The organism is Roseibium algicola (genome assembly GCF_001999245.1).
Taxonomy (GTDB): Bacteria; Pseudomonadota; Alphaproteobacteria; order Rhizobiales; family Stappiaceae; genus Roseibium; species Roseibium algicola.
In genome coordinates this window covers 3,145,069-3,167,610 of sequence record NZ_CP019630.1, presented here as the reverse complement: position 1 = coordinate 3,167,610, position 22,542 = coordinate 3,145,069, and the positions used below count along the sequence as shown (strand labels likewise).

The window sequence follows — 22,542 nt, the reverse complement described above, 5'->3', positions numbered from 1 at the left end:
AATTCGGAAGCCAGGAAGACGCCTGCGCGTCCCAAACCGATCAGCAAAGCGCGCTCTGAAGGGCCCGCTTACGCCCGTTTGAGCAGCGTCCGGGCCGTTTCCACGGCAATCTGCAAACGCTTGGGGTTGGACGGCTTCGGAATGACTTCAGCCCCTCCGTAGCGATTCTTCAGGTCCACCTTGTCCGTATTGCCGGTATGAAAGATGATCGGCACTTGCTGAGCATGCAGCGTGTCGGCCAACGGATAGACAACGCCATCGGCCAGATCGACATCCAGAAGTGCCAACTCTGGCGGCTCGGAAGACACGCAGGAACGTGCCTCGGCAACGGTCGCGAATGGCCCGACAACCTGCAAACCCATGCCAGACAGGATATCTTCCAGCATCCAGGCGATCAGCGGCTCATCTTCCGCCACCATTACACGTATCGTATCGGGCATGTTCATCTCAGTCATCGACATCGGGAACCTCGGCACAGCATCATGATTATAAATGTTTGTTTCAATATTCAACACCGACAACCCGAAAAAGTTCCCAAGTCGATGTAAATTTTAAATATCCAAAATAATTAACAATGATTAACACTACGTAAGAAATTTTTTGGAACAATCCCACTACAATAACGCAATATATCTTCTTTTACGTGATCTTCAACTGAGACTACCGAAAGAGAAACGCCTCTTTCCTGGCAAACTAAACTTCCAGCGAAACGGCTGAGAAATCGCAATAGCAAGGAAATTGCAGAGGCCGGCAACCCGGGCGCGAAGCTCCCGCCCCTTTCTTGGGTACGCTCCGAACTTCACGCTGAAAGCCGCCTGAACTCAGTTCTTGTCGTCAGGCAGTTCAGGAAGTGCGAACACCTGGATGCCCTCGTCAAGCAATGCCTCGACATCCTTGGGCGTTGTCTCGCCATAGATGCTGCGTTCTTCAGCTTCGCCATAGTGGATCTTGCGGGCTTCCGCCGCAAAATTCTGACCGACGTTTTCCGAACTTTCGACGATACGCGCACGCACCAGTCGAAGAGCTTCGAGGATTTCCTTCTGCTGCACATCCTGCGGCAACAGGGCGGACGAGCGCATTTCAGTCGAGGCAGCTGCCGTCGGCGCATCGGCCTTGTTGGCAGTGGCTGCGGCTACCGACTGCATTTCCGCCTGCGCGGCACCGACAAGCGCTTCCCGCTTGCGTGCGGTCGAAACTGCCGGCGCCATCAAACCTTTCTGAACGCTGGTTGCTCCGCAGATCGGGCAGACAACCAGTTTTCGCGCACACTGCGCGTCGAAATCATCGGAATTGCGGAACCAGCCTTCGAAGGAATGTGCACTGTCGCAAACGAGCGTGTATTTGATCACGCCGAAATCTCCTTCAGACCATCCGCGTGACAGCAGACGAAATCCCGCTCGTTGGCGATCGCAGGGATGCGCGCCCGCGCATCGGCAACCTTCTGGGTGTCGATCTCGGCGAGAACGTAGCCGGGATCATCATTGTCTATCTCGGCGATCACGGCACCCCAGGGGTCGATAATCAGGCTGTGACCATAGGTTTCACGCCCGTCTTCATGCGTGCCACCCTGTGCAGCCGAAATCACGTAGGCACCGTTTTCAATGGCACGGGAGCGCTGCAGTACGTGCCAATGCGCCTGCCCGGTCTGGCGGGTAAAGGCTGCCGGCCCCGTCAGAACCTGTGCACCCTGACGAGCCTGGGTCCGGAAAATTGCCGGAAATCTTATATCGTAACAGACAGCCATGCCGACCTTGGCAAAGGGCAGATCCGCGATGACCGTCTGTGTTCCAGGTTCATAGGTTGCGGACTCGCGCCAGCTTTCGCCATTTGGCAGGTCCACGTCGAACATGTGGATCTTGTCGTAGGTCGCAAGGATCTTGCCGTCAGGCCCGATCAGAAAGGCACGGTTGGCGACCTTGCCGTTGCCGGCAAGCACGGCCAGCGACCCCAGATGCAGATAGATGCCAAGCTCGGCTGCAAGCGCACGTGCTCTTTTCAGGAACAGGTCGTCTTCGGCATCGGAAATCCGCTCCAGCAGTTCTTCGCGGCTGCGCACCAGAACATTGGACATTTCAGGCGTTTGAACGAATTGCGCGCCATCCTTTGCCGCTGCCCGGATCAGGTCTTCCGCAGCATCGGCGTTGTCCGAAATCGTCTTGCCGCTGCGCAGCTGAATGCATGCTGCCGTGAATGAGGTCATCCGACCGCTGTCTCCGTCCTGGTAGGTAAGATTGTTCGTTCAGTAAATCAGGACGCGAGCAATGCGTCCAGTTTACCTGCCCGTTCCAGATCGTGAAGATCGTCGCAGCCGCCCACATGGGTTTTGCCGACGAAGACCTGCGGGAACGTTGAATGACCATTGGCCTTCTGCACCATTTCCTTGCGCAGGCCTGGATCGAACGTGGCATCGTGTTCCGTGTAGGCAACGCCTTTCTTGTCCAGCAGCCGCTTGGCCGCCGTGCAGAAGCCGCAGAGCTGGCGCGTATAGATCACCACTTCAGCCATCAGGTCTTTTCCTTGCTTTTTGGCAGCTGCACGCTTTTTCCCGCACCGCCGCACACCAAATCCGGGCGTTATATGCGAGCGCGCGGCGAAAACTCAAGAGGAAGACCGTCGGGATCAGGTCGTGTTGCCCGAGCGCAAAGCAGGGTCGACTTGCGCGAATGTGAGCACGTCGACGGAAGCTGCCCCTGAAGAAAGCAGGCATTTACAGCAGGCCGACACCGTTGAGCCGGTCGTCAGCACATCATCGATCAACACAACGTGACGCCCCTGAACCAGATCGGCCCGGCCACCATCGACCTTGAAAGCCGAGCGGACATTCTTGTGGCGGTCCTTGGCTGACAGGCCAACCTGCCGGCGTGTACGCTTTTGCCGCCTGAGGACCTGCGGTTCGAACTGACCACCGCATTCGCGGGCAACTTCCTTCGCCAGATCTGCCGCCTGGTTGAACCGGCGCTGCAGCAGTCGCATCCAGTGCAGCGGCACCGGCACCAGCAGGCTGTCCCTGCTCAGAAGTTCATTGCCGGAACGCGCCATCCAGCGTGCCATCGGACGGGCAAGTTCCCGCCGCCCGGAAAACTTCAGCGCATGCACCATCTGCCGGGCAGGACCATCATAAAAGGCGACCGCCCGCAACCTGTCGAACACAGGCGGCGAGGCGATCGCCTGCGGGCTCCAGGCACCGTCGCCGACATCATAGGAGAAAGGAATACCGAGCCGCTCACACCAGGGCCGCTCCAGGAACGGCATCCGGGACCAGCATTCCGCGCACAATCCCGTCTGCTCGGACACCCGTGCATCGCAACTGAAGCAGCGCTGCGGCAGCACGAAATCGAGCGCAAATCGCGCCGCGACTTCCGGCAGGCCGGCAATGTTCATCGCAAGGCTTCGCAAAACCGCTCCCCAATGGCACCCGACAGGAATAATTCTTCAAACTGAGGAATACCTTGGCACTGAAAACACAAATCTGGCCAGCCCAAACAAGCAGGAACCGGCCGGAACTTTCTGGATGCCTGCTCCGCAAGCCGCCTGGCGCGACCCTTGCGCCTTTGACCTTGGCGGACGGATACCATATGTGACCGCGATAAGTTCGATGACAACCGGAATTGCCGTGACCGCACAACCAGATCTCTTCGACCGCTCCTTCTTCCGCACCTGCCGCCTGCGGGCGCTGATGGCTGCCAAACCGGGCGCGGACTTTCTGCTGAAAGCCGTCAGCGAAGATCTGCAGGACCGCCTGCTGCTGGTCAATCGGCGGTTTCCGATTGCTGTCGATCTCGGCGGACACTGCGCTCACGTGAGCGAAGCAATCCGGCAGTCCGGCAAGGCTGACCTCGTGTTGCGCGCAGATCTGTTTGCTGCCGACCCGAGTCTTGCTGCACCCGACCTTGTCTTCGATGACGCCCTGATCCCCTTTGGCGACCAGTCGGTGGATCTGATCGTCTCCGCTCTCAACCTCCAATTCGTCAACGACCTGCCGGGCACACTGGTACAGCTCCGCCGTGCCTTGAAACCGGACGGCCTTTTTCTGGCAACCTTGCCCGGAGCCGGCACCTTGAGCGAGCTGCGCGACAGCCTCACGCGGGCTGAGCTGGAAGTAAAAGGCGGTGCGGCTGCAAGGGTGTTGCCGTTTGCGGACACGCGCGACCTCGGCAGCCTGCTTCAAAGGGCAGGCTTTGCGCTGCCGGTGACGGATCTGGACAGTCTGACGGTGCGCTACGACACGATGTTCGCACTGCTGGCGGATCTCAGGGCCATGGGTGCAACATCCGTGTTGAAAGACCGCAGCAGAAAGCCGCTGTCTCGACAGGTACTGCTGCGTGCGGCCGAACTTTATGCGCAGAACCACGCTGATGCGGACGGCAGGATCCGGGCGACATTTTCACTGGTAACCCTGTCGGGCTGGGCGCCGCATGAAAGCCAGCAGAAACCGTTGCGCCCCGGCTCGGCCAAGACACGGCTCGCAGACGCGCTTGGCGTTCAGGAACGGAAAATAGGCGACTAGAGGTAGCCGACGGCCCGGATCAGCTGGAACCGAGCACACCTTGCAGAGCAGTCGAAATTGTTCCGAAGATATCGGTGCGCATGGCAGTACCGATAGCGGTCATGGCGACCAGGACGACAATGCTTATGAAACCGACAATCAGGCCGTATTCAATCATGGTCGCGCCGTGCTCGTCATCTCCGAAAGCTCTTCCCCGGCGAAAGGCCTGCAACATGCGGTCTGCGACGGTTTGAAATCGAAACGGCATGTGCCCCCCGGGGGTTTGAACAAACGGGCTTAGACGGCATCCAGGAGATGGGGTATCAGAGGTTCATCAGCGGCAGGCATCGGATAATCCCTCAGCCTGACAGCCCGCACCCATTTCAACGCCTGGCCTTCCTTGCCGAGTGGAGTTCCATTCCACCTGCGGCAAATGAACAATGGCATAAGTAGGTGAAAATCTTCGTAAGAGTGGCTGGCAAAAGTAAGTGGCGCCAGACACGCTTCGTTAACTTCAATGCCGAGCTCTTCCTCCAGCTCGCGTATCAGCGTCTCCTCGGGACGCTCGCCTTGCTCGACCTTGCCGCCGGGGAATTCCCACAGTCCGGCCATGGATTTGCCTTCGGGCCGTTGCGCCAGAAGAATGCGGCCATCCGCATCCACAAGGGCGCAAGCGGCGACGAGCACGATCTTGGTCATTGGCAGATTGTCCAATCCTGAAACGCTGAATTAACGCGCGGTTAAGCACGTTTGCGGGCAGTACCGTCAGAACTGCTAGGGATACTCAGCTCCGGTAGTCGCCATTAATGGCGACATATTCCTTGGTGAGATCACAGGTCCAGACCGCCGCCTGGCCACTGCCGAGACCGAGATCGACCCGGATGACAATGTCTTCCTGCTCCATGACGGCAGAGGCCGCCGCTTCGCTGTAGTCTGGATCGCGTTCACCTTCCACGGCCACCCGCACATCACCGAACCAGATGGCCAGCTTGTCGCGGTCGGCCGGCTCACCAGCCTTGCCCACGGCCATGACGACGCGCCCCCAGTTGGCGTCTTCGCCGGCGATTGCCGTCTTGACCAGCGGTGAATTGGCAATCGACAGCGCGATCCGCTTTGCGGACCCATCGCTTTCGGCACCTTCAACCCGCACTTCCACGAATTTGCGTGCGCCTTCACCGTCGCGGACGATCTGATGGGAAAGGTCCAGCATGACGTCGCCAAGAGCGGCCCTCAGCACATCGACGCGCGGATCATCGAGCGAGGCAACGCTCTCCACGCCCTTTTTGCCGGCTGCACCGGTCGCGAACAGAAGAACCGTATCGGAGGTGGACGTATCGCTGTCGACGGTCACCGCGTTGAAGCTGCCGTCGACTTCCCCGCTGAGCAGAGCCTGGAGAACTGACGGCGCGATCGGAGCGTCGGTATAGATGAACGACAGCATGGTGGCCATGTCCGGCGCAATCATCCCCGCGCCCTTGGCAATGCCGTTGATCGTCACGGTAACACCATCCAGTTCAACGCTTGCAGTGGAGACCTTCGGATAGGTATCAGTGGTCATGATCGCCTTGGCGGCATCCAGCCAGCTCGCGCTGCCCTGGTTGGCCTTCAATTCTCCGATGACACCGGAAAACTTGTCCGCCGGAAGCGGTTCGCCGATCACGCCGGTTGATGCCAGGAAGATTTCACCTTCGCTGCAGCCAAGCTCCCTGGAGACGATTTCGGCAGACAGTTCAACAGCTGCCTTGCCCTTCTTGCCGGTAAAGGCATTGGCATTGCCGGAATTGACCAGGAGCGCGCGGGCCTTGCCGCCACCGACCCGAGCCTTGCACCAGTCAACCGGCGCGGAAGAACACTTGGAACGGGTGAAGACCCCTGCGACGGCCGTCCCCTCGGCAACCGTTGCCAGCAGGACGTCGGTCCGGCCCTTGTACTTGATCCCGGCAGAGGCGGTCGCGAACTGAACACCCTCGATCTCCGGCATCTCGGGATAGGACTTGGGTGCAAGGGGAGATACGGTGGTCGACATCAAGGCGGTCCCGGTCAGATGATACAAAGTTCCGGATCAACGGGCGCTCAATCGAGATCGTTTGACCGTCCGGACATTGATCCATTCAAATGCGTGCGAGCACCTTGTCAGCGCTCGCCTGAACACTGGATGCTCTTGCCGTAAGCATGGGACAAAGGCAAGCCTTTTCAAGCCTTTTCGGGCGTGGTGCACAAGGGCTGCAAAAAAGCCCGGCAGTATGACTGCCGGGCTTTCTGGTTTCAGGCAGCGTTTGCCTTACTCGGTCTTGGCCGCACCGTCTTCGGCAGCAGCACCTTCTTCTTCGGACTTGGCCAGGGCTTCATCGAGGATTTCGACTGCAACCTGATCCTTCAGCTCGGCCATGCGGGCGTCATAGCGCTCGCGCATCAGCTGCTGGCGCAGACCATTTGCGACTTCCTCGAACGCCGGCTTTTCCTGACGACGCTTGTCTTCAAGCTTGATCACGTGCCAGCCGAACTGGGTTTCGACAGGCTCCTTGGTATAGGTGCCCGGCTCCAGCGCAAAAGCCGCAGCCTCGAACGGCGGAACCATCTGACCCTTGACGAAGTAGCCCAGGCTGCCGCCATTGGGACCGGACGGACCAGTAGATTTTTCGCGGGCCAGTTCAGCGAAGTCCGCGCCACCGTCCAGTTCGGCAATAAGGGCTTCAGCTTCAGCCTTTTCCTTCACCAGGATGTGACGGGCGTTGATTTCTTCCGGACCTTCGAAGTCGGCGAATTCCTTGTCGTATGCTGCCTGCACCTCTTCGTCGGTTACGGCACCGTCGATTTTCTGGGCAAGGTAAGCATTCCGCAAGGCGCGCAGTTTCAGGAAGTCGAGCTGGCGCTCGAAGTCCGGATCCTTGTCCAGGCCATCTTCACGAGCGGCATGCGCCATCAGTTCCATGTCGACCATGACGTCCAGAAGAAGCTTGCGCCACTGTGCCGGCGGGAACCGCTGCAATTCCTTGCCCAGATCCTGCGCAGCAAAGGCGAGATCGGCTTCAGTGATTTCCGTGTCGCCAACTTTCGCGACCACATCGTCCGGTTCTGCAGCGGACAGAACGGTGGATCCGAGCGACAGCGCCAGGAGAGAAACGGCAAGCGCCTGAGCCGGCCTGCGCATCGAAATTCGGAACATGAGTAGTCCTTTACGTATCGGAACAGTAATCTTTCTTTCCCCTGTCTTGCAGGGGCGTGGCTACATTGCGCATTCCTGCGGCGTTGACAAGCATTCAGCCCCCTCTTATCTGTCGGGCGTCCTGGCCGTAGCGCCGGGAAGGCATCTTTTCGGCCGCGAATGCCGGCCAGCGCTCTGCGCCAGGCGGCAACGTGGACAGCAATTGAGACGATTTCATGGGCAGGCGCCTCTTTGCCAGTTGGCGCCGCCCGGTAGGGAAGGACCGCCACATGGCTGGCCTTGGCGCTTTAGCACGTAAGATTTTCGGTTCGGCGAACGACCGGAAGGTGAAGACATTTCGGGCAAAGGTCGAACAGATCAACGCCCTGGAGTCTGAGATCCAGGCTCTTTCGGACGACGCTCTCAGAGCCAAGACCGACGAGTTCCGAAACCAGCTGAAAAACGGCGCAAGCGTCGATGACCTCTTGGTTCCCGCGTTCGCCACCGTCCGCGAAGCCGCCCGCAGGGCACTTGGTCAGCGACACTACGACGTGCAGCTCATCGGCGGCATGGTCCTCAATTCCGGACAGATCGCAGAAATGCGCACCGGTGAGGGCAAGACACTTGTGGCAACCGCCCCGGTCTATCTCAACGCCCTGACCGGAAACGGCGTTCACGTCGTTACCGTCAACGACTACCTGGCACAGCGCGACAGCGACTGGATGGGCCAGGTCTACAAATTCCTCGGCCTCAGCGTCGGCTGTATCACCCACGGCCTGAGCGACGAAGAACGCCGGGCAGCCTACGCCGCTGACGTCACCTACGGCACGAACAACGAATTCGGCTTCGATTATCTCCGCGACAACATGAAGCATGACCGCCAGTCCATGGTTCAGCGCGGACATGCCTACGCCATCGTCGATGAAGTGGATTCGATCCTGATCGACGAAGCCCGTACGCCTCTGATCATTTCCGGTCCGCTGGAAGACCGTTCCGAATTCTACAATTCGGTCGACGCCTTCATTCCGCACCTGACTGAAGAAGATTACGAGCTCGACGAAAAGCAGCGTTCAACGACCTTCACCGAAGCCGGTAACGAGAAGCTGGAAAAGCTGCTCGGCGAAGCCGGTCTGCTGAAAGGCGATTCGCTCTATGACGTCGAGAACGTCGCCATCGTGCACCATCTGCAGCAGGCGCTGAAGGCGCACAAGCTGTTCCAGCGCGACAAGGATTACATCGTCCGCAACGACGAAGTGGTCATCATCGACGAGTTCACCGGCCGCATGATGCCGGGCCGCCGTTTCTCCGAAGGCCTGCACCAGGCCCTGGAAGCCCGCGAGAAAGTGCGCATCCAGCCGGAAAACCAGACGCTGGCCTCCATCACGTTCCAGAACTATTTCCGCATGTACGGCAAGCTGGCCGGCATGACCGGTACCGCGTCCACCGAAGCCGACGAATTCGCCGACATCTACAAGCTGGAAGTGGTCGAGATTCCGACCAACGTTTCCGTGAAACGTATCGATGACGACGACGAGGTCTACCGGACCGTTCAGGAAAAATTCCAGGCCATCGTCAAGCTGATCGACGACTGCAAGCAGCGTGCCCAGCCGATCCTGGTCGGCACCACGTCGATCGAGAAGTCCGAATATCTTGCCGAGATGCTCAAGAAGCATGGCTACAAGCAGATCGATCTCAGCGATCCGGCTGCCTTTGCCGCCGCGCAGAAGAACGAAGGCGGCAAGACCAAGGTCTTCGCGGTCCTCAACGCGCGCTACCACGAGCAGGAAGCTTTCATCGTTGCCCAGGCTGGTCTGCCGGGCGCCGTGACCATTGCCACAAACATGGCCGGCCGCGGTACGGACATTCAGCTCGGCGGCAACGCCGACATGCAGATCGCCATGGAACTGGGCGACATGCCGGAAGGTGAAGAGCGCAGCGCCAGGGAAGCGCAGATCCGCGCCGAAGTCGAGGACATGAAGCAGAAGGCGCTTGCGGCCGGCGGTCTTTATGTCATCGGCACCGAGCGTCACGAGAGCCGCCGCATCGACAACCAGCTGCGTGGCCGTTCCGGCCGCCAGGGCGACCCGGGCCATTCCAAATTTTTCCTGTCCCTGCAGGATGACCTGATGCGCATCTTCGGGTCCGAGCGCATGGATTCTATGCTGCAGAAGCTCGGACTGGAAGAAGGCGAAGCCATCATCCACCCGTGGATCAACAAGGCGCTTGAAAAAGCTCAGCAGAAGGTCGAGGCACGCAACTTCGACATCCGCAAGAACCTGCTGAAATTCGATGACGTGATGAACGACCAGCGCAAGGTGGTCTTCGATCAGCGTATCGAGCTGATGGACAGCGAAGCGATCCAGGACGCGGTTTCCGACATGCGTCACGACGTGATCGACGATCTTGTATCCGCGCATATTCCCGAGCGCGCCTATCCGGAGCAGTGGGATACCGAGGGCCTTCAGGAAGAAGTCCGCAAGTATCTGAACCTGGATCTGCCGATCAAGGATTGGGCGGCTGAGGAAGGCATTGCCGACGAAGAGGTCAAGGACCGCCTGCGCAAGGCGGCCGACGCCGGCATGGCGCAGAAGGTTGCCAAATACAGCCCGGACATCATGCGTCAGGTCGAAAAGGCCGTGCTGCTGCAGACGCTCGACAACCTGTGGCGCGAGCACCTGGCCAATCTCGATCACCTGCGGTCTGTCGTCGGCTTCCGTGGTTACGCCCAGCGCGACCCGCTGCAGGAATATAAGACCGAAGCGTTCACGCTGTTTGAATCCATGCTGACGCAGCTGCGCCAGATGACCACCGCCCAGCTGATGCGGGTCGAACTGGTAACGGAACAGGCACCGCAGATGCCGGCCGAGCCGGAAATGCATGCTCATCACATCAATCCCTTGACCGGGGAAGACGAGATGGCCATGGCGGACGCCCAGCTTCCGGTACCTCCGGCACAGCGTGATCCGGAAGACCCTGCGACCTGGGGCAAGGTCGGCCGCAACGAGGCCTGCCCTTGCGGCTCCGGCAAGAAGTTCAAGCACTGCCACGGCGTGCTTGTCTGACGGCAGTCGGAACAATTGACCATCGCGAAGGCCAGCCTCGTCAAAGGGCTGGCCTTTTTCGTCAAATTCCGGCAGGTTGCCGCCGACTTCAACCGGCTAACGAATGTTCATGCACACCAAAGCGGCTAACACTGTCTATGTCACCCGGCGGGAAAACGCCCGCCCGCAGGCACCGCTGCTCAGCGTCATCGTACCGGTCTTTAACGAAGAGGAAGTCATCCTCCACTTCCTGCGGGCAACCCGGCCAGTGCTCGAGCGAAGTGACCTTCGTTACGAATATGTTTTCATTGATGATGGTAGCCGGGACAGGACCGCGGACATCCTGTCGGAGGAGCTTGCAAACGGCCTGCCGGGACGGCTTCTGGGCCTTTCCCGCAATTTCGGCAAGGAAGCTGCACTTTCCGCAGGGCTCGAGGCGGCGAAAGGAGACATCGGTGTCATCATCGACGCCGACCTGCAGGACCCGCCGGAGCTCATTTTGCAGATGCTGGACGGATGGCGCGCGGGCTACGATGTCGTCTACGGCCTCAGGGTCGACCGGTCTTCCGACACGCTCATGAAGCGGTCCACGGCGGGCATGTTCTACAGCCTGTTCAACCGCCTGGCCAATATCGACATGCCCGCGAACGCCGGCGACTTCCGTCTGATCGACCGCTGCGTTATCGATGCATTGCTGCGCCTGCCGGAACGCAATCGCTTCATGAAGGGGTTGTTTGCCTGGGTCGGGTTTCCGGCCATGGCACTGCCCTATGAGCGCCCTCCTCGCCTGGCGGGGGCTGGCAAGTTCAATTACTGGAAGCTCTGGAACTTTGCGCTGGACGGCCTCACGGGCTTCACAACGCTCCCGCTACGGGTCTGGTTCTATGGCGGCGCCCTGATCTCTGTCGGCGCCTTCACCTATGCGCTTTATCTGACGCTACGCGTCCTCATCGAAGGCATCGATCTCCCGGGCTACGCATCGCTGATGGTCGCGCTTCTGTTCTTCTCGGGTGTGCAACTGCTGTCGATCGGCATGATCGGCGAATATGTGGCGCGGCTTTTCAACGAAGCGAAACAGCGGCCGGTCTTCATCGTTCAGGATGTCATCGAAGGTGGCAACATACCTCCATCCGCAAAGCAAACGGACGACGCCGCCAATGGCGCCTGAAATTCGCCACGGCAAGCTGAAGACGGAAACCGCTGCCGCCGGCAAATTCGCCGTGATCGGCGTGCTGGCGACGCTGACCCATGCCATTGTGGCGGGCAGCCTGCTGCAATCTGGAATGCTTCCGGCCTATCCGGCCAATGTCTGCGGCTTCCTGGTCGCCTTCTGCGTCTCTTTCACCGGTCACTATTTCTGGAGCTTCTCGCACCTGCGCCGGAAGGGCACCGCAATCAGAAGCATGGTGCGGTTCCTGGTGATTGCCGTCTCCGGCTTCCTGCTGAACACCACCGTTCTGGCCCTGTGGCTGACGCTGACCCCCTGGCCTGATCTCATCGGCCTCCTGTTTTCCATCGCGATCGTGCCAGCCCTTTCCTTTGCCGGAGCCCGGCTCTGGGCCTTCTCGCACCATCCAGCCGAGACCTGACCCTTGATACGTCTGATCGAAAACGCTCCTTCAAGGGCGGCCCTCTATTACGCTGGCAGCCTCTGCCTGCTTTATGCCCTGATACCGGCCCTGACCTTTCCCAACCCGCCACTCGACGTGGTTGAAGGCTTTGCCTGGGGCCGGGAACTTCAGCTCGGCTATACCAAACATCCGCCGATGCAGGCCTGGCTTCTGGAGCTCACCTATCGTCTCACGGGAGGCCTCAGTGGCGGGTACTGGCTGAGCGCGCTTTCGGTTGCCCTTGGCTATCTGTTCATCTGGCGGCTCGCTCGCCGTCTCGGTCTTTCCGGCCAGCAGGCCTTCTGGTCTCTCGTGCTGACCAGCGTAACCTTCTACTTCACGCTGCCCCTGCCAGAATTCAACCCGAACATCCTGCAGATCCCCATCTGGGCAGGCATGATGCTGCTGTTTCACCGGGCAGTGGACAAAGGCCGCCTGCTCGACTGGGTCCTGCTTGGCGCCCTCGCCGCCTTCGGCCTTTACACGAAATATTTCGTGCTGCTCCTGATCGGTGCAATCGGACTTTACGCGCTGGTCTTCGCCGATGCCCGGCGGCATATCCGGCGCCCGGGCCCCTGGGTGACGATAGCCGTCTGCCTTGTCCTGCTGGTGCCACACGCGGCATGGCTTCTGGAAACGGATTTCCTGACGTTGCGCTACGCCGCCAGCCGCAGCAATCCGGCAGACGGTTTTGTCGACCATCTGTTCAATCCGCTGAACTTCCTGGCAGCTCAGATCGGCAATCACGCCGGCCTGTTCCTTGTGCTTCTGGCCGGTCTTGGCTGGCACGGCCTGAAACAGGTTCGACTGCGCAGGCGCGAAGCGGCCACGCCCCTGGCCACACCTTCCGACCGCTTTCTGCTCTGGTTTGCCGTTCTGCCGCTTGCAGTTGTTCTGATTGCATCAGCCGTTACCGGCAACGAGTTCGAACACATGTGGGGCACGCCCATGTTCGTGCTGTCCGGCATCCTGGCGGTGCGGTTTCTGGCACTACCGCAACTCTGGCCCTTTCCCGCCCGCGCCTTCGTTGCCGCCGTTGCGATCCAGGCGATTTTCCTGGGCATCCTGTTCGGGCAGGCTGTTCTGGAGCCGCACTGGAAACACAAGCAGACCCGGCTCCACTATCCCGGCAAGGAGATCGCCGAAGACATGGCACGCGTCTGGAAGGAGCACATGGGCACCGATCTTGCCTATGTCGCCGGCGATATGTGGTCGGCAGCCAACGTCACCACACAGGCCGCCAGCCGCCCGTCGATGTTTTATCTGCATGACCGGACCCTCAGCCCCTGGATTGACCCTAAGGATGTCCAGGAAAAGGGTCTGATGATCGTCTGGCGAGGCGACCGGGAAACACCGATTGAGGAAATCCGCCGATATTATCCGGATGCTGTCCGCGAAGGGTCGCGAACGTTCGCCTACCAGACCTCCGGCAGCATTCCCGACGTCACGGTCAACTGGGTCATCGTCCCGCCTGGCAAGGTGGTTTTCGAACCGGCGAATTAATCGCAAACGCTGGCACAAGCCGTCTGGAAACCGGACGAAAACAACACTAACTTGGCGCCATGATCAGTATGGCGGAAATCGACGGCGTGGAAGACTGGTTGATCGACCAGTCTCTTGGCTCGCCCGATCTGGGGTCGATGTTCGGAGAGATGTGCGAGCGCCTGCGCGCATGCGAGGTTCCTGTGGACCGCGCCATGATCGGCTGGTCGACCCTTCATCCCCTGATCGAGGCGGAAGCCGCCATCTGGGAAAACGGCACCGAAATCCAGCGCGAGCAGATTGCCCACAATGCCGAAGAAACAGACGAGTGGCTGCAAAGCCCCGTCCGTGCCGTGCTGGTCAACCAGGAATCCGTCCTGCGACGGCGCCTCACGAATGCCAATGCCCCGCTCGAGTTTCCCTTGCTCGTTCGGCTGAAGGAAAGCGGGTACTCCGATTACATCGTCATAGCGACCGAATTCGACCTGCCGACCATCAAGGACCAGATCGCCACCTCCGGCATCGTGATCAGCTGGGCAACGCGGGAAACCGACGGCTTCTCCGACGATGCCCTGACCGCAATCCGCTACATTCAAAAACGCTTTGCCCTGGCCGCGCGCGCCACCATTCAGGGGCAAATCAACCAGACGATCGCAGAGACGTATCTCGGCAAGATCGCCGGCAACAAGGTGCTCAGCGGCCAGATCCGCCATGGCGACGGCCAGACAGTCGATGCGGTGATCTATTTCAGCGACATGCGCAATTCGACCGCGATTGCGGAACTGCTTGGTCCCGATGCCTACCTTTCGTTTCTGAACACCTATTTCGACGCGACAGCCGGTGCTATCCTGGCAAAAGGCGGCGAAGTGCTCGATTTTATCGGCGATGCCGTTCTGGGCGTCTTTCCCATAGGCGCGCAAAGCCTGGACAAGGCGGTCGCACAGGCACTGTCGGCCGCGGATGAAAGCCGGAACCGTCTGAAAGCGATCAACGCCGACCCGGCGCTGCCACACGTTCTCAAGGCGGGCATCGCCCTGTCCGTCGGCTCCGTCATGTTCGGCAATATTGGCGTTCCGCACCGGCTCACCTTTTCGGTGATCGGCCAGACGGTCCATGCGGCTGCACGGATCGAAAGCCTCACCAAGACCGTCGGCGCCGACGTCCTGATGACCGAAGACGTCGCCCGCTTCGCCAGCGAACGATCAAAACCGGCCGGGTCGTTCGAACTCAACGGCTTCACCGACCCCCAGCCCTTGTTTACCCTGGACCGGCTTTTCTGAACGCCTCCCGTCCGGCAGGTATTTCCTCAGCCCACCGACAAGCAAAGACCGACATGACCGATCTACGTCCCGACGCCCCTTCCCATCTGCCTTTCAGAGACCAGGAAGCCACCGGCCCTGACAACGGCGCTCCGGTCGTGCTGCTGCACGGCTTCGGTGGCGACCGGCAAACCTGGCTCAACATCCAGACGGCACTGGCCTCGAAGAAACGCTCCATAGCGTTCGACCTGCCGGGGCACGGCGAGGCGCTGGACTGGCCGCGGATCGGCAATGCGGGGGTTTCCGCAAAAGCTGTCGGGCAGTCTCTGGAAGCGCTCAAGCTGACGAAGGTCCATCTGGTAGGCCACTCCATGGGCGGCGCAGTGGCCGCGCTGATTGCCCTGCGCAATCCTGATCTGGTGGCCAGCCTCACCCTGCTGGCACCGGGCGGCTTCGGCTCCGAAATCAATCACCGTCTGCTCCGTCGCTATGCGGCTGCAACGGATGCCGACACCATGGAAACCCTGCTGGAGCAGTTCTTCGGCTGGGAGTTCAAACTGCCGAAATTCCTCGCCAGAACCGCAGCCGAAAGCCGTGCGCGCCCGGGCGCGGCCGCGACACTGGAGGCAATCGCGGACGAGATCATCGACGGCAGCGTTCAAAAGACCCTGCCGCGCGACGAACTGGCAGCCCTGCCCATACCGATCAAGGTCCTCTGGGGCACACAGGATCGTGTCCTGCCGACGCGCCAGGCCCACAAGCTGCCGGGTGTCGTTGCCACCCACATTTTCGAACGAACCGGTCACATGCTGCATCTGGAACTGCCCAAGGAAGTGACCCGGCTCATCCTTCAGAACGCTGGCTGCTGACACGGACCAACATCTGGAATACCAGAAAGTTTCCCCGCGATCTGGCCCCCCGGCGCGGTTTGGGATAGGTAGCAGGCCGAAACCCGGCCGGTCGGACGGCGGGGCCTGTATGAACCGAGCCGGAGCGCGCATGTCAGCCGAAATGTCAGCAGCCAACGATGTCATCGTCACGGCGGTGTCGGGCTATGAGCCGAAACACATGGCTGCCTGGTACAATTCCCTGAAGGCAACGGGGTATCGCGGCCGGACAGTCGCGGTGGCTTACAATGTCAGCGAAGCCCTTGTTGATTACATGAAGCACATGGGCTCGCTCGTCATCACCTTCGATCATGACGCCGGCAAGAAGCGATATTCCTACTCGCAGCTTCGGGAAGAAATCGCCGACCATACCGATGGCGGCAAGCTTTACACCGACAGGCGCTGGACCTGGAACAAGCGCGTCCTGCGCTTCAAGGACAAGATCTACGACCGGCGCTTCTTCCATGCCAGTCACCTGGTGAAACAGCATCTCGATGCGCTTGGCGAGCCTGTGCGCTTCGTCGCGTTTTCGGATGCCCGGGACGTCATCTTCCAGTCTGACCCGTTCGCCTGGATGGAAGAAAACCTTGCTTCGGGCAAGGATCTCCTCATCGGTGAGGAAAGCATCACCCATGAAGACCCCTGGAACCGCCGGAACGTCCTGAAAACCTACGGCCGCCACGCCTATGACCGTGTGGCCAGGGTTCCAGTGTGCTGCGCTGGCTATTTCGCCGGCCGCTACGAGGCGATGATGGATTTCATGCTGGCGGTCTATTACTTCGACCAGACCAAACGCAGCGGTGATCAGGCCGCCTTCAACCAGCTTCTGACCTTTTGCGGCTGGAAGGAAAAGGCCGAGAAGGTGAACTGGCAGGTTCCCTGGCTGCTGCACGCGGTCAGTGCGAATGTCGGCCCGGATGCGCCGGGATTCTGCATGCCGCGGGAAACCGTGCCGGTGTTCGAGGACGGGCTGGTCAAAACCTTTGACAAGCAACCCTACGCCATCGTGCACCAGTACGACCGCAACAAGGAAATGACCGCCTATTTCCTGGAGAAATTCGGCAAGGTCGAATAACAGCAGGCGCTAACCGCGGACAATGGAAGCGCTTCGCCCTCCTGTTGCCCGCCGGCACCTATCCAATCGAAACCTGTTGTTCAGGCTTCCGGCAGCAGATCATCACGCCACGGCTCACCGATCACCCGGCGGGCCATCATGTGCGAGCGCGGTGAATTGATGCTGTCGACGGCGATAAGCCGGCCATCGTGCAGGTAGGCGACATAGAACTTGTTGTCCTCGGTCGAACCCACGAACTTTGTGTCGTCATACCCTTCCGACAGACCGGCGATCTGCAGCTTGATGTCGTACTGATCGGACCAGAACCACGGCAACGGGTCGTAATCGACTTCCTGACCCAGCAGCGCCTGGGCAACCGCCTTGGCCTGGTCGATGGCGTTCTGGACGCTTTCCATGCGCACGGACCGCTGATAGCGATTGGAATAGAAACGCGTACAATCACCCGCAGCGAAGATGTCAGGATCGCTGGTCTGGCCGCATCCATCCACCAGGATCCCGTTGTCGACCTCCAGGCCCGCCTCTGCTGCCAGGTGATCATTGGGCTCTGCGCCGACGGCAACCAGAACCAGTTCCGCCGGAACCGTCTCGCCTGTCGACAGCCGGACGCCGGTGACACTGTCACCACCCTCGATTGCCTCGATGCCCGTGTTCAGGCGCAATTCGATGCCGCGGGCCTTGTGCAGGCCGGAGAAATAGTCGGAAACCGCCTGGCTGACCACACGCTTCATCGGGCGATCCTGCGCCTCGATGACGGTGACCGACTTGCCCAGGCTTTTGGCGACGGCAGCGACTTCAAGACCGATGTACCCGGCTCCGATGATGGCGACATTGCTGCTTTTTTGCAGAATGTCCCGGATCACGTTGACATCGGTAATCGAGCGCAGCGTGACCACGCCCTTCTTGTCGGCACCCTCCAGCGTCAGCAGCCGGGCATTGGTGCCGGTTGCCAGAACAAGCTTGCCATACGGCAGCGTATCGCCGTTTGCCAGTGTCAGGCGCTTCGCGCCACGGTCGATCGCAACCACTCTGGTATTGGGAATGTGGTCGATATTGTTGGTGGTGAAGAAAGCCGGCGGGCGCAGCCACAAGCCTTCGGCGCCGATCTCGCCAGCCAGGAACTTCTTGGAAAGCGGCGGCCTTTGATAAGGCGGATGCGGTTCGTCGCCAATCAGCCGCAGCGGGCCTTCAAATCCGCCCTGCCGCAGGGATTGGGCGACCTGGGCTCCGGCTTGTCCTGCTCCGATGATGACGATGTCTTCCTGCATTCCGCTTCGCCCTCTTTGCGCTTGGCCGGTCCGGCGGATGGTGTGCCGGCCGATCGTTTGAGTGCATGGCTAGCACGAAGAAACGCAGGCCGCCAGAATGGCGAAACGCCGCGTCGGTGCGGACACGGCGTTTTTTCGATTTTCTTTGTTTCAAGCGTTCCGGTTCGGGATCAGGCGCTGCGCACGCCCTGCAGGAATTCGGCAACTTCCTGCCGGATCAACGCGCCCTGCTCGCCAAGCGATTCTGCGAGGTGCTCCACTTCGGAACCGTTGGACCGTGCAAGCTCGGCAGCCGAACCGACGGCCTCCATGCTCGACACCCCTTGTTCGGACCGCGCCGAGGCACTGGAAACGTTGTGCGAGATCGCCTGAACGGCTTCGTCCTGCTGCTGCACGGCCGACGCCACAGCCGAGGCAAGGCCTTCCATGTCGGAGATGATCCGGTTGACGTCCTCGATCGCCTGGACCGCCTGACCGGAAGACCCCTGGATGGCCTCGATCTGGGTCGCGATATCCTCGGTGGCTTTCGAGGTCTGGTCGGCAAGCTGCTTCACTTCGGCAGCAACCACCGCAAACCCCTTGCCTGCTTCGCCCGCGCGGGCAGCCTCGATGGTCGCGTTCAGCGCCAGCAGATTGGTCTGGTTGGCAATGTCGCGGATCAGCCCCATGACTTCGCCGATCCGGTCTGCCGCGCTGGAAAGTTCCTGCATGGTGGCAACCGTTGAAGACGCACTCCGCACCGCCTGCTGGGCCACTTCCGTCGACTTGTTGGCCTGGCCGGCGATCTCGGCGATGGACGCGGCAAGCTCTTCCGCGGAATGAGCTGCGGAAGTGACGTTTTCCGCCGCCGTGCGCACCGCTTCGGCTGCTTCCCCGGACTGGTTGGCAACATCGTCGGCCGACTGTTCCATCGACTGGGACGTCTGCCGCAGTTCGCCGTTGGCTCGGTCAAGACTGTCGAGTGCCGCGGACACGGTCCCCTCGAACCGGCCGATCAGTGTATCGAGACGGGCAACGCGTTCTTCGCGCCGCCGGTTTTCCTGATCCTGCGAGGCCGCAAGTTCAGCCCGCTCGACCGCGTTGTCACGGAAGACCTGAACCGTGCGGCTCATGGAAGCAAGCTCGGTGCTGCCACTGTCGTTCGGCAGGTCGAGGTCGGTCTGGCCGCTGGCAAGGGCTTCCATGGCCGACTGCAGACGCGCCAGCGGGCGCGCCACCGATTGGCCGATCACAAGCGCGATGGCCGGCAGCAGCAGAAGCAGAACCACGATAGCCCCGCCGATTGCATAGGTTGCGATCGACCGGGCCATCTCAAGCTGACCGGCGGCTTCACCTTGAATGGTGTTGGCGGCTTCGCTGAGGGAAGCGATGTGCGGTGGAACAAGTTCAAACAGGTTTTCCAGCAGTTCCGAATGCTCGCCCCGCTCTGTCTTGGCGACTGTGTAATCGTCGAAAGTCGTCTTGTATTTGGCCATGTTGTCGGCCAGCTCCGCCTTGATGGCGTCGGAGATATAGACTTTCTTCAAGAGCTTTTCGAAATCGTTGAACTCGCCCTGGAAAACCTCCAGCGCCGCCTCGGTATTGTTGAGCGTGAACTCCCGTTCTGCCAGCTGAACGGCCAGGATCGCGCGGGCCAGCTTTTCGAAATCCGGCCCGCCGCCGAATTTCATCTCTTCCGACAGGCGATGCTTGACCGCCCCAGCATATTCGTTGAGCCCCGCCAGATAGCCCTGCGTAGAGTCATACCCGATCTTCTGCTGGGCAGTGTCCAGCATCTCGAAGGCACCTCTTGTGCCTTCCAGCGTATCCTTGACGTCGGCGATTTCCGAAGCGTAGGCCGCTGCTGCCGGGTTGGTTGCGATCGTCTCCAGAACTGCGCTGGCTTCTTCAAGCTTGGCGTTGAAACTCTGGAATGTCTCGACGGATGGCGTGCTGTGGTAACGCTCTTCAATGGAGCGCAGCGCCGCGGCGCTTTCCGACAGTGTGCTGACCTGTCCGGCCAGTGTCGAACTGCTGCTCATGCGCGCAAAGGCCGAATTGAGCTCACCCTGGCTCCAGAAGAAGACACCGCCGATCGCCAGGAGCCCAACAATGGTGAAAAGGCTCAAGGCCAGAATTCTGGCTTTGACTGACAAATTCGCGAAGATCCGAAAAGGTGATTGAGATCTGAAGGCCACCAGCGTATGTCCCCTGGATCAACGGATGTGCCATCGGGGTCGATGTTTACATCCATGAGTTGATCGATCTGGAAGTGTTCGTGCTTCTGGCCTGCGTTTCTTTCACGACAGAACGTTCGAACACTCATGTTTGCGCCGTATATTTGACTATAAATGCCAACTTACGGTTAACATGCGTGTAACCCCACCGACTCGACGCAATCTAACCTTGCGTCATCTTCGACTTTGTCATTGAGGCTGCAATTGAATCTCCTCGCCAGAGCCGCACCGGCCATTTTTGTTTTGCTGTGGTCTACGGGCTTCGTCGGTTCTAAACTCGGCGCGCCCTACATCGATCCGATGGTGTTTTTGACGGTCCGCTTCGTTGCGGTTTTGCCGGTGCTGATTCTGCTGGCGATGTTCTTGTCGAAGTCCTGGCCGAAAGATCCGGCTGCCATTGCCCATTGCATCTTCACCGGCATGCTGGTTCACGGCATCTATCTCGGTGGTGTGTTCTGGGCAATCAAACAGGGCATGCCGGCTGGAGCGTCCTCGATCATTGTCGGTCTTCAGCCCGTGCTGACCGCGCTCATCGCGGTGGCTTTGCTTGGCGAAACCATTTCCCGCAGACACTGGCTCGCCATGGCCATCGGAGCGATTGGCCTTGCATTCGTTCTTGGTCCGAAACTCGACCTTGCCGGATCGGGCATCACGCCGGTGACGATATTCGTGGTCCTCATCTCCGTTGCGGCCATCAGCCTGGGAACAGTCTACCAGAAGCGTTTCGTACAGCAGACCGACCTCATGGCGGCAACTGTCTGGCAGTACGTCGGCGCGTTGCTTGTCACAATTCCGCTGAGCCTGACCGAAAGCTGGCAGATCACCTGGTCAGGTGAGCTGATCTTTGCGATGGCCTGGCTCGTGCTGGTCTTGTCCGTCGGCGCGATCCTGCTCCTGATGCTGCTGATCCGCGAGGGCGCGGTCTCCCAGGTCGCAAGCCTTTTTTATCTGGTGCCGGTGGCAACTGCGGTGGAAAGCTATTTCCTGTTCGGTGAATCCCTGACGCCGGTTCAGATCGGTGGAATGGTTCTGGTCATCAGCGCCGTCTTGACCATCCGCAAGAAGCCAGCAAGGAGCTAGGGTTAGTCCCCGGAAGCCGTCTTTGGGAAAATCCAGTCAGGCTTCGGCGTCAAGCGCCAGCGCAAGCTGTTCCTGACGGCGGCGCCAGTAGCGCCGTTGACGGGAGATTGCCGCGTTGAGTTCACCGCCCAGAATGAACACGAGCGCGCAGATATAGAGAAAGATCAGCGCGGTCATGATCCCGGCCAGACCGCCATAGGTGGAGACGTAATTGGCGAAGCTGGCGAGATAGGCGCCGAAGGCACTGCCGGCAATGATCCACATGAACAGTGTGGCGAGCACTCCGGGCCACAGGTCGCGGAAAGTGCGATGCCCCGCCGGCAGCAGCCAGTGGGTGATGAAAAGGCCGATGATCAGCAGCGATCCGGCCAGTGTGTATCGGGCAACGTTGATTGACAGCAGGAAAGTCTCGACCTGCGGCACGAAGACCTTCAGCCCCTCGAGGGCGAGCGGCGCCAGAACCACCAGAAACGTGTAGGCAAGCAGAATGCCGGCACCCAGCAGCACAAGCCCGATCGATTGCAGCCGCAACAGCACGATGGAGCGGTTTTCATGCTGCCGGTAGGCCCGGTTGAGTGCGGTACGCAGCGCCTCCACACCGTTGGAGGAAAACCACAAAGCGGCAACGGCGCCGAAGGTCACAAGGTCGCCGCGGCGAATGGTCAGGACATTCTGGATTTCCCGCACGACAGGCGATGCAACGCTTGCCGGCCAGGCATCGAACAGCAGTTCCGACACCGTGTCGGCAGCACCGGTCATGCCGAGAAAGGCCGCGAGCGAGGCGATGAAGATCAGCAGGGGAAATATCGCCAGCAACCCCGACAGTGCCACGTGACTGGCCATTGCAAAGCCGTCATCCCGGGCGAAGTGACCGATGGCGTCTTTCAGGACGGCGTAGATCACGAGAACTGTCTGTCTGGCGCTCATGACCCAAGATGTGGCCTGCGCTGACACAATTCGTCAAGCCTGGGTAGTGAAAACCGCATCCGCCAAAAG

Annotated in this window: 21 protein-coding genes; 9 read left to right on the top strand and 12 right to left on the bottom strand. The window is 60.1% G+C overall.

Annotated features, from left to right (window positions below; translation table 11 throughout):
• Positions 1–68: 68 nt before the first annotated feature.
• The 5 genes from B0E33_RS14880 to B0E33_RS14860 form a co-directional block, all read right to left on the bottom strand.
• Positions 69–461, bottom strand: coding sequence for a response regulator (locus B0E33_RS14880; RefSeq protein WP_062486791.1), 393 nt, complete (start codon positions 459–461; stop codon positions 69–71).
• Positions 462–821: 360 nt separating this feature from the next.
• Positions 822–1,349: a DUF1178 family protein gene (locus B0E33_RS14875; RefSeq protein ID WP_077291621.1), complete on the bottom strand. Its 528-nt coding sequence runs from the start codon at positions 1,347–1,349 to the stop codon at positions 822–824.
• Positions 1,346–2,200, bottom strand: a complete 855-nt coding sequence (locus tag B0E33_RS14870) for a carbon-nitrogen hydrolase family protein (protein WP_077291620.1) — start codon at positions 2,198–2,200, stop codon at positions 1,346–1,348. Before B0E33_RS14870 ends, B0E33_RS14875 begins: the two co-directional genes overlap by 4 nt.
• A gap of 47 nt (positions 2,201–2,247) precedes the next feature.
• The gene (gene grxC, locus B0E33_RS14865) at positions 2,248–2,505 is read right to left on the bottom strand and encodes a glutaredoxin 3 (protein WP_006932400.1); all 258 of its coding nucleotides are present in this window, start codon (positions 2,503–2,505) and stop codon (positions 2,248–2,250) included.
• A gap of 114 nt (positions 2,506–2,619) precedes the next feature.
• On the bottom strand, positions 2,620–3,381 hold the full coding sequence (locus B0E33_RS14860) for a ComF family protein (RefSeq protein ID WP_062486785.1): 762 nt from the start codon (positions 3,379–3,381) through the stop codon (positions 2,620–2,622).
• Positions 3,382–3,595: 214 nt separating this feature from the next.
• On the opposite strand from B0E33_RS14860, the gene B0E33_RS14855 reads away from it, so the two are divergent.
• Positions 3,596–4,507, top strand: a complete 912-nt coding sequence (locus tag B0E33_RS14855) for a methyltransferase domain-containing protein (protein ID WP_077293337.1) — start codon at positions 3,596–3,598, stop codon at positions 4,505–4,507.
• Between the two features lie 19 nt (positions 4,508–4,526).
• Here B0E33_RS14855 and B0E33_RS14850 read toward each other — a convergent pair whose 3' ends face one another.
• From B0E33_RS14850 to B0E33_RS14835, 4 genes are all read right to left on the bottom strand, one after another.
• On the bottom strand, positions 4,527–4,754 hold the full coding sequence (locus B0E33_RS14850; protein WP_306355458.1) for a Flp family type IVb pilin: 228 nt from the start codon (positions 4,752–4,754) through the stop codon (positions 4,527–4,529).
• A gap of 29 nt (positions 4,755–4,783) precedes the next feature.
• On the bottom strand, positions 4,784–5,185 hold the full coding sequence (gene mutT / locus B0E33_RS14845) for an 8-oxo-dGTP diphosphatase MutT (RefSeq protein WP_055659610.1): 402 nt from the start codon (positions 5,183–5,185) through the stop codon (positions 4,784–4,786).
• An 85-nt stretch (positions 5,186–5,270) separates the two neighbouring features.
• Positions 5,271–6,512, bottom strand: a complete 1,242-nt coding sequence (gene argJ / locus B0E33_RS14840) for a bifunctional glutamate N-acetyltransferase/amino-acid acetyltransferase ArgJ (protein ID WP_075284199.1) — start codon at positions 6,510–6,512, stop codon at positions 5,271–5,273.
• Between the two features lie 255 nt (positions 6,513–6,767).
• Positions 6,768–7,652 (bottom strand): peptidylprolyl isomerase, encoded by an 885-nt coding sequence (locus tag B0E33_RS14835; RefSeq protein WP_051990069.1) that lies wholly within the window; start codon positions 7,650–7,652, stop codon positions 6,768–6,770.
• 269 nt (positions 7,653–7,921) lie between these two features.
• Here B0E33_RS14835 and secA point away from each other — a divergent pair, with 269 nt between their 5' ends.
• From secA to B0E33_RS14800, 7 genes are all read left to right on the top strand, one after another.
• The gene (secA, locus tag B0E33_RS14830; RefSeq protein WP_062491312.1) at positions 7,922–10,693 is read left to right on the top strand and encodes a preprotein translocase subunit SecA; all 2,772 of its coding nucleotides are present in this window, start codon (positions 7,922–7,924) and stop codon (positions 10,691–10,693) included.
• Between the two features lie 109 nt (positions 10,694–10,802).
• On the top strand, positions 10,803–11,840 hold the full coding sequence (locus B0E33_RS14825; protein WP_208997634.1) for a glycosyltransferase family 2 protein: 1,038 nt from the start codon (positions 10,803–10,805) through the stop codon (positions 11,838–11,840).
• Complete coding sequence (locus B0E33_RS14820) at positions 11,830–12,261, top strand: GtrA family protein (protein WP_023002972.1); 432 nt, start codon at positions 11,830–11,832, stop codon at positions 12,259–12,261. The genes B0E33_RS14825 and B0E33_RS14820 overlap by 11 nt, the downstream gene beginning before the upstream one ends.
• Before the next feature lie 3 nt (positions 12,262–12,264).
• A complete protein-coding gene (locus tag B0E33_RS14815) occupies positions 12,265–13,785 on the top strand; it encodes a glycosyltransferase family 39 protein (protein WP_208997633.1) in 1,521 nt (506 codons plus the stop codon).
• Positions 13,786–13,853: 68 nt separating this feature from the next.
• Complete coding sequence (locus tag B0E33_RS14810) at positions 13,854–15,044, top strand: adenylate/guanylate cyclase domain-containing protein (protein WP_208993446.1); 1,191 nt, start codon at positions 13,854–13,856, stop codon at positions 15,042–15,044.
• Between the two features lie 53 nt (positions 15,045–15,097).
• Positions 15,098–15,892: an alpha/beta fold hydrolase gene (locus B0E33_RS14805; RefSeq protein WP_077291618.1), complete on the top strand. Its 795-nt coding sequence runs from the start codon at positions 15,098–15,100 to the stop codon at positions 15,890–15,892.
• Positions 15,893–16,022: 130 nt separating this feature from the next.
• Positions 16,023–16,985, top strand: a complete 963-nt coding sequence (locus tag B0E33_RS14800) for a hypothetical protein (protein ID WP_156912409.1) — start codon at positions 16,023–16,025, stop codon at positions 16,983–16,985.
• 80 nt (positions 16,986–17,065) lie between these two features.
• Here the strand turns inward: B0E33_RS14800 and B0E33_RS14795 are convergent, their stop codons facing one another.
• Positions 17,066–18,250 carry an NAD(P)/FAD-dependent oxidoreductase gene (locus tag B0E33_RS14795; protein WP_077291616.1) on the bottom strand — a complete coding sequence of 395 codons (1,185 nt, stop codon included), beginning with the start codon at positions 18,248–18,250 and terminating at the stop codon, positions 17,066–17,068.
• A gap of 170 nt (positions 18,251–18,420) precedes the next feature.
• Complete coding sequence (locus tag B0E33_RS14790) at positions 18,421–20,358, bottom strand: methyl-accepting chemotaxis protein (protein ID WP_208997632.1); 1,938 nt, start codon at positions 20,356–20,358, stop codon at positions 18,421–18,423.
• A 312-nt stretch (positions 20,359–20,670) separates the two neighbouring features.
• Here B0E33_RS14790 and B0E33_RS14785 point away from each other — a divergent pair, with 312 nt between their 5' ends.
• The gene (locus B0E33_RS14785; protein ID WP_023002965.1) at positions 20,671–21,546 is read left to right on the top strand and encodes a DMT family transporter; all 876 of its coding nucleotides are present in this window, start codon (positions 20,671–20,673) and stop codon (positions 21,544–21,546) included.
• A gap of 36 nt (positions 21,547–21,582) precedes the next feature.
• Here B0E33_RS14785 and B0E33_RS14780 read toward each other — a convergent pair whose 3' ends face one another.
• Positions 21,583–22,473: a YihY/virulence factor BrkB family protein gene (locus B0E33_RS14780; protein WP_077291614.1), complete on the bottom strand. Its 891-nt coding sequence runs from the start codon at positions 22,471–22,473 to the stop codon at positions 21,583–21,585.
• Positions 22,474–22,542 lie beyond the last annotated feature (69 nt).

Bases quoted from the DNA above. Each gene is read 5' to 3' on its own strand.
- B0E33_RS14880 (WP_062486791.1), bottom strand. From the start codon at position 461: ATGTCGATGACTGAGATGAACATGCCCGATACGATACGTGTAATGGTG.
- B0E33_RS14870 (WP_077291620.1), bottom strand. From the start codon at position 2,200: ATGACCTCATTCACGGCAGCATGCATTCAGCTGCGCAGCGGCAAGACG.
- grxC (WP_006932400.1), bottom strand. From the start codon at position 2,505: ATGGCTGAAGTGGTGATCTATACGCGCCAGCTCTGCGGCTTCTGCACG.
- B0E33_RS14860 (WP_062486785.1), bottom strand. From the start codon at position 3,381: ATGAACATTGCCGGCCTGCCGGAAGTCGCGGCGCGATTTGCGCTCGAT.
- B0E33_RS14855 (WP_077293337.1), top strand. From the start codon at position 3,596: ATGACAACCGGAATTGCCGTGACCGCACAACCAGATCTCTTCGACCGC.
- B0E33_RS14850 (WP_306355458.1), bottom strand. From the start codon at position 4,754: ATGCCGTTTCGATTTCAAACCGTCGCAGACCGCATGTTGCAGGCCTTT.
- mutT (WP_055659610.1), bottom strand. From the start codon at position 5,185: ATGACCAAGATCGTGCTCGTCGCCGCTTGCGCCCTTGTGGATGCGGAT.
- argJ (WP_075284199.1), bottom strand. From the start codon at position 6,512: ATGTCGACCACCGTATCTCCCCTTGCACCCAAGTCCTATCCCGAGATG.
- B0E33_RS14835 (WP_051990069.1), bottom strand. From the start codon at position 7,652: ATGTTCCGAATTTCGATGCGCAGGCCGGCTCAGGCGCTTGCCGTTTCT.
- secA (WP_062491312.1), top strand. From the start codon at position 7,922: ATGGCTGGCCTTGGCGCTTTAGCACGTAAGATTTTCGGTTCGGCGAAC.
- B0E33_RS14825 (WP_208997634.1), top strand. From the start codon at position 10,803: ATGCACACCAAAGCGGCTAACACTGTCTATGTCACCCGGCGGGAAAAC.
- B0E33_RS14820 (WP_023002972.1), top strand. From the start codon at position 11,830: ATGGCGCCTGAAATTCGCCACGGCAAGCTGAAGACGGAAACCGCTGCC.
- B0E33_RS14810 (WP_208993446.1), top strand. From the start codon at position 13,854: ATGGCGGAAATCGACGGCGTGGAAGACTGGTTGATCGACCAGTCTCTT.
- B0E33_RS14805 (WP_077291618.1), top strand. From the start codon at position 15,098: ATGACCGATCTACGTCCCGACGCCCCTTCCCATCTGCCTTTCAGAGAC.
- B0E33_RS14800 (WP_156912409.1), top strand. From the start codon at position 16,023: ATGTCAGCCGAAATGTCAGCAGCCAACGATGTCATCGTCACGGCGGTG.
- B0E33_RS14795 (WP_077291616.1), bottom strand. From the start codon at position 18,250: ATGCAGGAAGACATCGTCATCATCGGAGCAGGACAAGCCGGAGCCCAG.
- B0E33_RS14780 (WP_077291614.1), bottom strand. From the start codon at position 22,473: ATGAGCGCCAGACAGACAGTTCTCGTGATCTACGCCGTCCTGAAAGAC.